Raw genomic sequence first — 6,736 nt, 5'->3', positions numbered from 1 at the left:
CAAGCCTTGTCGACCGCGGTTGCCACTGCTGCCCAGCTTCCTGAGGAGGAACAGGATGCTTTGGCGGCGATCCTGCTTGAGGAAATGGAATCGGAAGAGCGCTGGAGCGCACTCTTTGCCGACTCGCCAAATCTGCTGGAGCGGATGGCCAATGAAGCCATTCAGGATTTCCAGGCCGGCCGGGTTCAGCCCATCGACCAGTTGCAGTGAACTCGGTTACGACCGACCAGTTCCGGCAGCTCTATCTCCAGGCGCCCTTGGAGAGGAGGCGGAAAATCTAGCGCGCCTACCAACTGTGGCGAGATAACCCGTCGCACCCATCCCTCAGATTCAAGAAGGTTCACGCAACCCTGCCGATCTACTCAGCTCGTGTCGATCTCGATTGGCGCGCCGTAGGTGTGCTGAAGGACGGCACGTTGATTTGGTTCTGGGTGGGGTCACACAAGGCTTATGAGTCGTTGTTGCGCTCACTCTGAGGAGTCCACGAAATCTCACTCCAATACTGAAAACGTGTGCATGGTGGTGGACTCCAAATGCCTATTCTACTGCGCACAGCCCAGGCCTGAGAAAAAGGGGCTGAAGCCCTCAGAAGGGCAGCAGGGCCTCCAGTTCGGGATTCGCGGCTGCTCGGCCTGCTTCTCGATCAGTAGCTCCCTTGGCAGAGAAGTTGCCCGCTGGCGGCGTGGCTCAGGGGGAAGGTGTGAGATTGGGCGGCTTTGGGTGCCCACGCGCAACACGGGTAGTCGTGGTGACTTGCTCTACCGAGCCGGTTTGTTGGGCAGCCCGCCATTGCAGAAGTTGGCCGCAATGGCGGTGCGGTCACCGCCCTTGATGTTTGGACTGCTGCGCTCCAGCCACGCCAGCCCAGCGTCGTAGCACTTGTTCCACCGGTAGGACTGGCCGGCAATGGGGCCAAGGGACAGGGCGATTGAGACTGAGCTCGCTGTAGCGACCAAGGCCAGGAGCGGGAACAGGTGAGCATTGATCATTTCCCGAACGCTGAGTTTCCGTCCGTCGAGATCAGGCATGAGTGGCTAGGAGTGGGGATGTGCATCTTGCATGCCCGGCGGCAATGTGCGGCAAGGGTTGGTTTTGGGTCGCGTGAGGTGGTGGGCGAAGCGGCCTTCCCAGCGATGTCGCCTAACTCCTGAATGCGGGCTTGCCCCTGTAGACCGGTGCCGAGGCGCTCGCTCAGGAAACCTTCACCCATGATCGCTACGGCCTGAATAGCTGCCGTAGGGATCAGCTGCAGAAATAATCATACTGTTTCTACTTGTTGGGCAATGCAGTTGTGAAATTAGGGTGGCTGCTCAGGCCGCCTTGGGGCGGCGTTGCTGGGTGGCGTAGAGCGCGCCGCCACTGACGGCCAGGAACACCAGGGTCTGCAGCAACAGCAGGAACAATCCGAGCGCCGAGAAGGCGGTGATGCGGATCTTGGCCTTGATCAGCAGGGTGAGCAGCAGCAGCACCGTGGCCTGGAGGGTCAGCACCTTGGCTGCGGTGAAAGGGCAAAAGGGATTGAGAAACACGGCCGCAACTCTGGTGTGTCCATGATGGCGGTTTATACCGCCGTGGACAGGCCTATCAGCCAGCATTCCGCCTTTCGGAGGCCGATCGTTCAGAGAAATTCGGGCAGTCCGCCGCTGGGGCGCTGAAGCTCCGGCAGATCGCGCAGCAAGCTGTAATCGGCGAAGTCAAAACCTGGCCCCACGCAGCAGCTCACCAAGCTCCAGGTCCCGGTGGAGTGGGCCGCTTGCCACCAATCCGCTTCCACAACAGCCACCGGAGTCAGCCCGTTCTCCACTGGGCCAAGACATTGACGCCGAACCTCTCCTCCTGCGAAGTGCCAGGTTTCATCGGCAGCGCTAACGCGGTGCCAGCTGCTGATTTCGCCGGCATGGAGCAAATACAGGATGTCGTCAGGGCCGAACGCGCCTCGCCGTCACTGCGGCTAATTGCTTGTGTGCTGCGATGGATCTCGCGATACCAGCCCCCTTCTGGATGGGGCTGTAGCTCCAACTGGGTACTCAATGACCGATCGTTCACCAAGGCAGTAGGCCATCCAACCAATGGCGAAACCGTAGGACTGGCGAAACCGTAGTACTGACGAAACCGTAGCCGAAACCCTACGACCAGCGCTGTTTCGGGCTTCTGCGGAGCTGGGTCAAGATCAACACCCGCACTGACAACAACTAGGCCCCAGGGCGGACGCTGCTGAAATTCTGGTCTATGGTTCGTTCAGATATAACGAACTGCAAAATAAAACCCCTGAGGAAGACCTCAGGGGCGCTGGCTAAGAAAATTCAATTGGCGGCCGATAGAAGCTGCTGGTGTTCGCGCCTGGGGCCATTGCATTCCAGGTGTGGGGCGGATGATCCTCCTGTGGGCACCTGCGGCGGTGCGGCTGGAGTGTCGATCAGTCAGGCGCACAAGGTGAGCTGCAGTGGGGAATGCTGCTCTCTTGCCCGACTAAACGACCCGTCCACGATTAGGTAAAGACTGTTGGAGCAGGTGCCGGCAGTCAGCGTGCTTCTTGAACCTGGCGGGGTGGCGTGTCGTCCATGTTGGGCGCCTCCTGGGTTGATGAGCACAGCATCGCTGGGCCAGCGGCTCAGCACAATCGGTCTTTACACGCATTGCCCCTGGCTGCAGCTGGGAGCAAGATGAAGTTGCTTTGTCGCCTGCTGTAGTCCAGGCCATGAGATTCTGGGTCCAGAGCCTGATCGCCTGCTCCCTCGTCAGTTCCCTGCGTCGCTCCGTGCCGTGCATGAGCTTTCCGAGGATCACCTCCGGTGCCTGGAACCAGTGATCAGTGGCAGGGCTGGGAACGCAGCCCTTGCCATTCAGGTGACGACGTTTGTCCTCTCCAGGAAATGGCACTCCAGGAATGTCACAACCTGTCTGAGTGTTGGAGCAGGGGCCGGATCGTCAGCGCGCTCCCATCAATGGAGCCTCCGAATCCCGTTGCAGCATGTTCGACACCGTCATGGCAGCCAGCACGATCGAGCCGCTCATCCCCGTGGCCGCCACCAGGGCCTGGCCGCTGGCGACCCATGGCTGCCGTCGCAGAGGGGGTAGCGGCGGGAGTGGCCGCAACTGCACATCGGCACCGTGGCCGGCTTGTTCAGCCGCAGCTCGTAGGAGACACGGCCGGTGCCCAGGTGGGTGCCATCGCAAAACCAGCCGTGATGGCTACGGCCGCAGCTGCAGAGCTGGTGCACGCCAGCCGGCAGGTCCAACGGCTCGGGGCCAGGGGTGGGTGCTGCAGGCTCGGGCATGACGGATTCTCTCCCCCATTAGGTATTGGGCCCAGTCTGGTGCGGCTCAGCAGCGGGGCTTCGCCTGCCGCCTCAGCGGTCGCTGTCAACCTCCCGATTGAGCCCTCAACCGGAGGCCGGCGGAGTGGGGGTCGGGGTGCCAAAGGACTCGGCAGGCCAGGGGGGCACCGTGCTCCCGTTGCCGTTGCGCATGGCGTGGTAGCCGGGAGAAAGGATCTCGACGCCAGCGCCGGCGAATTGATCCTGGATGGCCCCCAGCAGATCTGAGAGGGTGCTGCGGTAGGTGTCCACATCCTCCACGTAGGCGCTGAGCTCATAGCTGATGTGGAAGTCGTTCAGTGAGGTCTGGAGCACGAACGGGGGGATCTCCTGGCTGATGCCTGCAGTGGCACTGGCCGCGTCCAGCATCAGCCGGTGAACCTGGCGCCAGGGCACGTCGTAGCCGATGGTGACGGTGGTGGCGATCACCACGGGCTGGGCGATCTCGCGACGGGCCAGGCTGTAATTGATGATCGAGGCTCCCAGCACGGTGGCGTTGGGGATGCTCACCACCTCGTTGCGGGGGGTGCGCAGGCGGGTCACCAGCAGGGCGGAGTCGTGAACGATGCCGACGGTGCCGTTGATGCTGACCCGGTCGCCCTCCTGGTAGGCCCGGGTGTAGGTGAGCATCAACCCCCCGATCAGGTTGGCGGCCACCGCACTGGAGCCCAGGGCCGCCAGCACGCCCACGAACAGGCCTGCCCCCTGGAAGGCCTTGCTGTTGGCCCCTGGGATGTAGGGGTAGGCGGCCACCACACCGAATAAAAGGATGCCGATGCCCACCAGCCGGGCTGTGGGCCGGGACCATTCCGGGTAAAACCAGCTCAGGCGAAGGTTCCCTTTCTCCACCGACCGGAACCAGGCGTTGCTCGCCCGCATCAGCAGCACGGCCAGACCCAGGATCACCGCCACGGAGATCAGGTCGGGGATGGCCCTCGAAACGGCCAGGGCACCGCTCACCACGAGGCCAGTGATCTGGCGCCGCAGGGTTTCGGAGAGGGCCTGGGTGGGGGGAAACAGCCCCAGGAAAAGGGGAATGGAGAGGTAGCTGACCAGCAGCAGCAGGGCCCCGTGCACGATTCGGCGCAGGGGATCGAGGAGGCTGCGCTCCTGATCGGCGGTGAGCCACTGGTTACCCCCCACCTGCAGCCCCCGGATCCGGTGGTTGGCGGGGTCGTTGATCCAGCGCTCCAGGCGCCGGTTGAGGGCGATCTGGCCTCGCAGCCACAGGATGTAGAAACCCAGGGCGAGCAGGGCCAGCGAGCTCCCCCGCAACCAGTCCAAACGGCGGTGGGTTTGGCGGTGGCGCACAATCGCCGCGCGGATCTGCTCCAGGTAGCGCTGGGCCAGCTGCTGGCGGCTGAGCTGAAAGCGGGCCGCGTTGCGGTCATCCACTGAAAGGCGGGGCTCAAATATTTCTCCCCGCATCACGCCGATGGTGGTGTACGGCGGGTCCTCTTGCAGGACGATCTGATCAGGCTGGATCGAATAGTTGGCGGCCAGCTCGGCCAGCCGCTGGCTAGCCACCCTCGCCAACTGCGCTGGCGTCTGGGCGCCGGCGGCGACACGGATTTCAAGCACCCGGCGGCCATCCAGTTTGATGAAGGCCGGGCTGGGAGCGTCAGCAGCTCGGGTCAGTGGGGCCGCTACCAGCAACTGCGTCGCCAGCAGGGCGACCAGCAGGGGCAAAAGGAAGCGCGCCCATCTGGGGCGTGGGCGAAGGCCAAAGGGCTCTAAATGACCCACGATGCTTCTACTTGAACGTCAACGGACCCTATCTTCTCCTTCCCGATTGAGTTCCGATCACTTTGGGCCTCGAGCTGGCAAGGCTGCGCCATCTTCCTGGCTGCTCACCTGCCACCGGTCCAGTAAGAACGAATTGAAGCGATGGCCTGCCTGAGCAGCGAAAGGCTCAATGCAAATTCATTTCAGCAACCACTGCGAATGAAGGAACGGCTATGCGATGGGGGATTAACAGTGCAGTCCCTAGGAGGCAACATAAAACCTCCATGGCGACCCCTTCTAGCCCAAAGATTAAGGGCCTGTTTCAACAGCTCTACGTCTTCGGTGACAGCCTGACGTCCCATGGCGATATCGGCGGACCAATGGGCGTTTGCTCTGCTCAGCATCCACGTGACGTGGAACCCAGAAATTGAACCAGGCGGCGATGATCGCCGTGGATGGGGCCTGAGCCAGCCGGAAGCCTGCAACTTTGTCATTTGTGAAGCTGTCGCTGCCAGTTGATGCGGATGCGGCTAAGCAATCGTCAGGCCACGACCTGGAATGATTGTGACAAGAGAAAAATCAGTACTGTGCTTTGGTGACTCGAATACTTGGGGATACATACCGCTCACTGCAGGTCGCCTTCTTCGCAGGGAACGCTGGCCCGGAGTTCTGCAAGAATCCCTAGGAGAGTCGTATTACGTTATTGAAGAGGGTCTCAATGGGAGGTCTACAGTTTTCGATGAACCATTTCGAGACGGTCGAAATGCTCGCAACACAATTCTGGCGGTTCTCGAAAGCCACGCGCCGCTTGATCTGTTAATAATAATGCTTGGCACCAATGATTTAAAGCACCATCTAAATGCATCGGCTCATGAATCAGCGAGGGGCATCAGCGCACTCTTGCAGATAGCTATTAATAGCGCCACCAGTATCGATAAGGGCTCACCAAAAATATTAGTGATTGCGCCACCAAGGTTTGGAAATATGTCCGAACTCATGGCCCATCATTTCAAAGATGCAATGGCTCGCTCCGCTGAGCTGCCTGCTCAATACGAGCAATCATGCACCCAATTCGACTGCAGCTTTATCGACTGCAATCAGGTGGTGACTGTGGCAGAGGATGGCATTCACCTGGATGCCCATGGCCATCGCAAGTTGGCCTTGGCTCTTGCGCCGATAGTGAAAGCCTTGATAGGCGATGCGGCATAACATGGCGATGCTTGTATCGATTGGTTTTTTGCCATAGGGGCTCAAGCAAATGTTATAAGCATTCTTTTCACCGAGATAGCGCAGGATCAGCAAGCCAAACTCAGCTTCCGAAGCTCTCGAGCTGGAAATAGGCAGCTAAGGCATCAACGGCTGTTCAGGCACTAGCTACCTGATGAAAACCAACCCAACAGACAACCAGCCACACTTTTCCTAATGACGCCGCTGGTGTTGCTCCCTTTGCTCGGCACACAGTAGGCGCCAAAGCTGCAGCAACTCAAGCGGGCAACCTCCCACCTTGGGCAGCAGTTGAACCGGCCGCTTAGCCATCTGCGTCCAGGCCATCGTCAGTGCCAACGTTCTCCGCCTCGGGATGCGGAATACCGGGATGCGGAAGCGAGTCTATGGCGCACCGGGGTGTGGCGTGTGCCTCTTACTTCCGAGCTCAAGAGTTGCTAATCCAGGGACACAGCTATCTCGATGGAAGC

General features: G+C 60.5%; 6 protein-coding genes and 1 pseudogene. 2 read left to right on the top strand and 5 right to left on the bottom strand.

Translation table 11 applies throughout. The features are described from left to right. Positions 1-210 (top strand): hypothetical protein (locus KBZ07_RS14315; RefSeq protein WP_254932239.1); only part of this gene is annotated, 210 nt, incomplete at its 5' end. A gap of 548 nt (positions 211-758) precedes the next feature. Here KBZ07_RS14315 and KBZ07_RS14310 read toward each other — a convergent pair. From KBZ07_RS14310 to KBZ07_RS14290, 5 genes and pseudogenes are all read right to left on the bottom strand, one after another. After that, positions 759-956 (bottom strand): hypothetical protein, encoded by a 198-nt coding sequence (locus KBZ07_RS14310; RefSeq protein WP_254932238.1) that lies wholly within the window; start codon positions 954-956, stop codon positions 759-761. A 354-nt stretch (positions 957-1,310) separates the two neighbouring features. After that, a complete protein-coding gene (locus KBZ07_RS14305) occupies positions 1,311-1,529 on the bottom strand; it encodes a hypothetical protein (protein ID WP_254932237.1) in 219 nt (72 codons plus the stop codon). Between the two features lie 89 nt (positions 1,530-1,618). Further along, positions 1,619-2,046 (bottom strand): annotated as a pseudogene (locus KBZ07_RS14300) (cupin domain-containing protein). A 965-nt stretch (positions 2,047-3,011) separates the two neighbouring features. After that, a complete protein-coding gene (locus KBZ07_RS14295) occupies positions 3,012-3,278 on the bottom strand; it encodes a CDGSH iron-sulfur domain-containing protein (protein ID WP_254932236.1) in 267 nt (88 codons plus the stop codon). Between the two features lie 105 nt (positions 3,279-3,383). Further along, positions 3,384-5,006: a mechanosensitive ion channel family protein gene (locus KBZ07_RS14290; RefSeq protein WP_254932235.1), complete on the bottom strand. Its 1,623-nt coding sequence runs from the start codon at positions 5,004-5,006 to the stop codon at positions 3,384-3,386. Between the two features lie 594 nt (positions 5,007-5,600). Between KBZ07_RS14290 and KBZ07_RS16510 the strand changes: the two genes are divergently transcribed. Then, positions 5,601-6,251 carry an SGNH/GDSL hydrolase family protein gene (locus KBZ07_RS16510; RefSeq protein WP_396121839.1) on the top strand — a complete coding sequence of 217 codons (651 nt, stop codon included), beginning with the start codon at positions 5,601-5,603 and terminating at the stop codon, positions 6,249-6,251. The last annotated feature ends 485 nt before the right edge of the window (positions 6,252-6,736 follow it).

The sequence above is a fragment of the Cyanobium sp. BA20m-14 genome (assembly GCF_024346295.1).
This window is presented reverse-complemented; position numbering and strand designations above follow the sequence as displayed.

Excerpts from the sequence above, each read along its gene's own strand:
- KBZ07_RS14295 (WP_254932236.1), bottom strand. The coding sequence starts at position 3,278 with ATGCCCGAGCCTGCAGCACCCACCCCTGGCCCCGAGCCGTTGGACCTG.
- KBZ07_RS16510 (WP_396121839.1), top strand. The coding sequence starts at position 5,601 with ATGATTGTGACAAGAGAAAAATCAGTACTGTGCTTTGGTGACTCGAAT.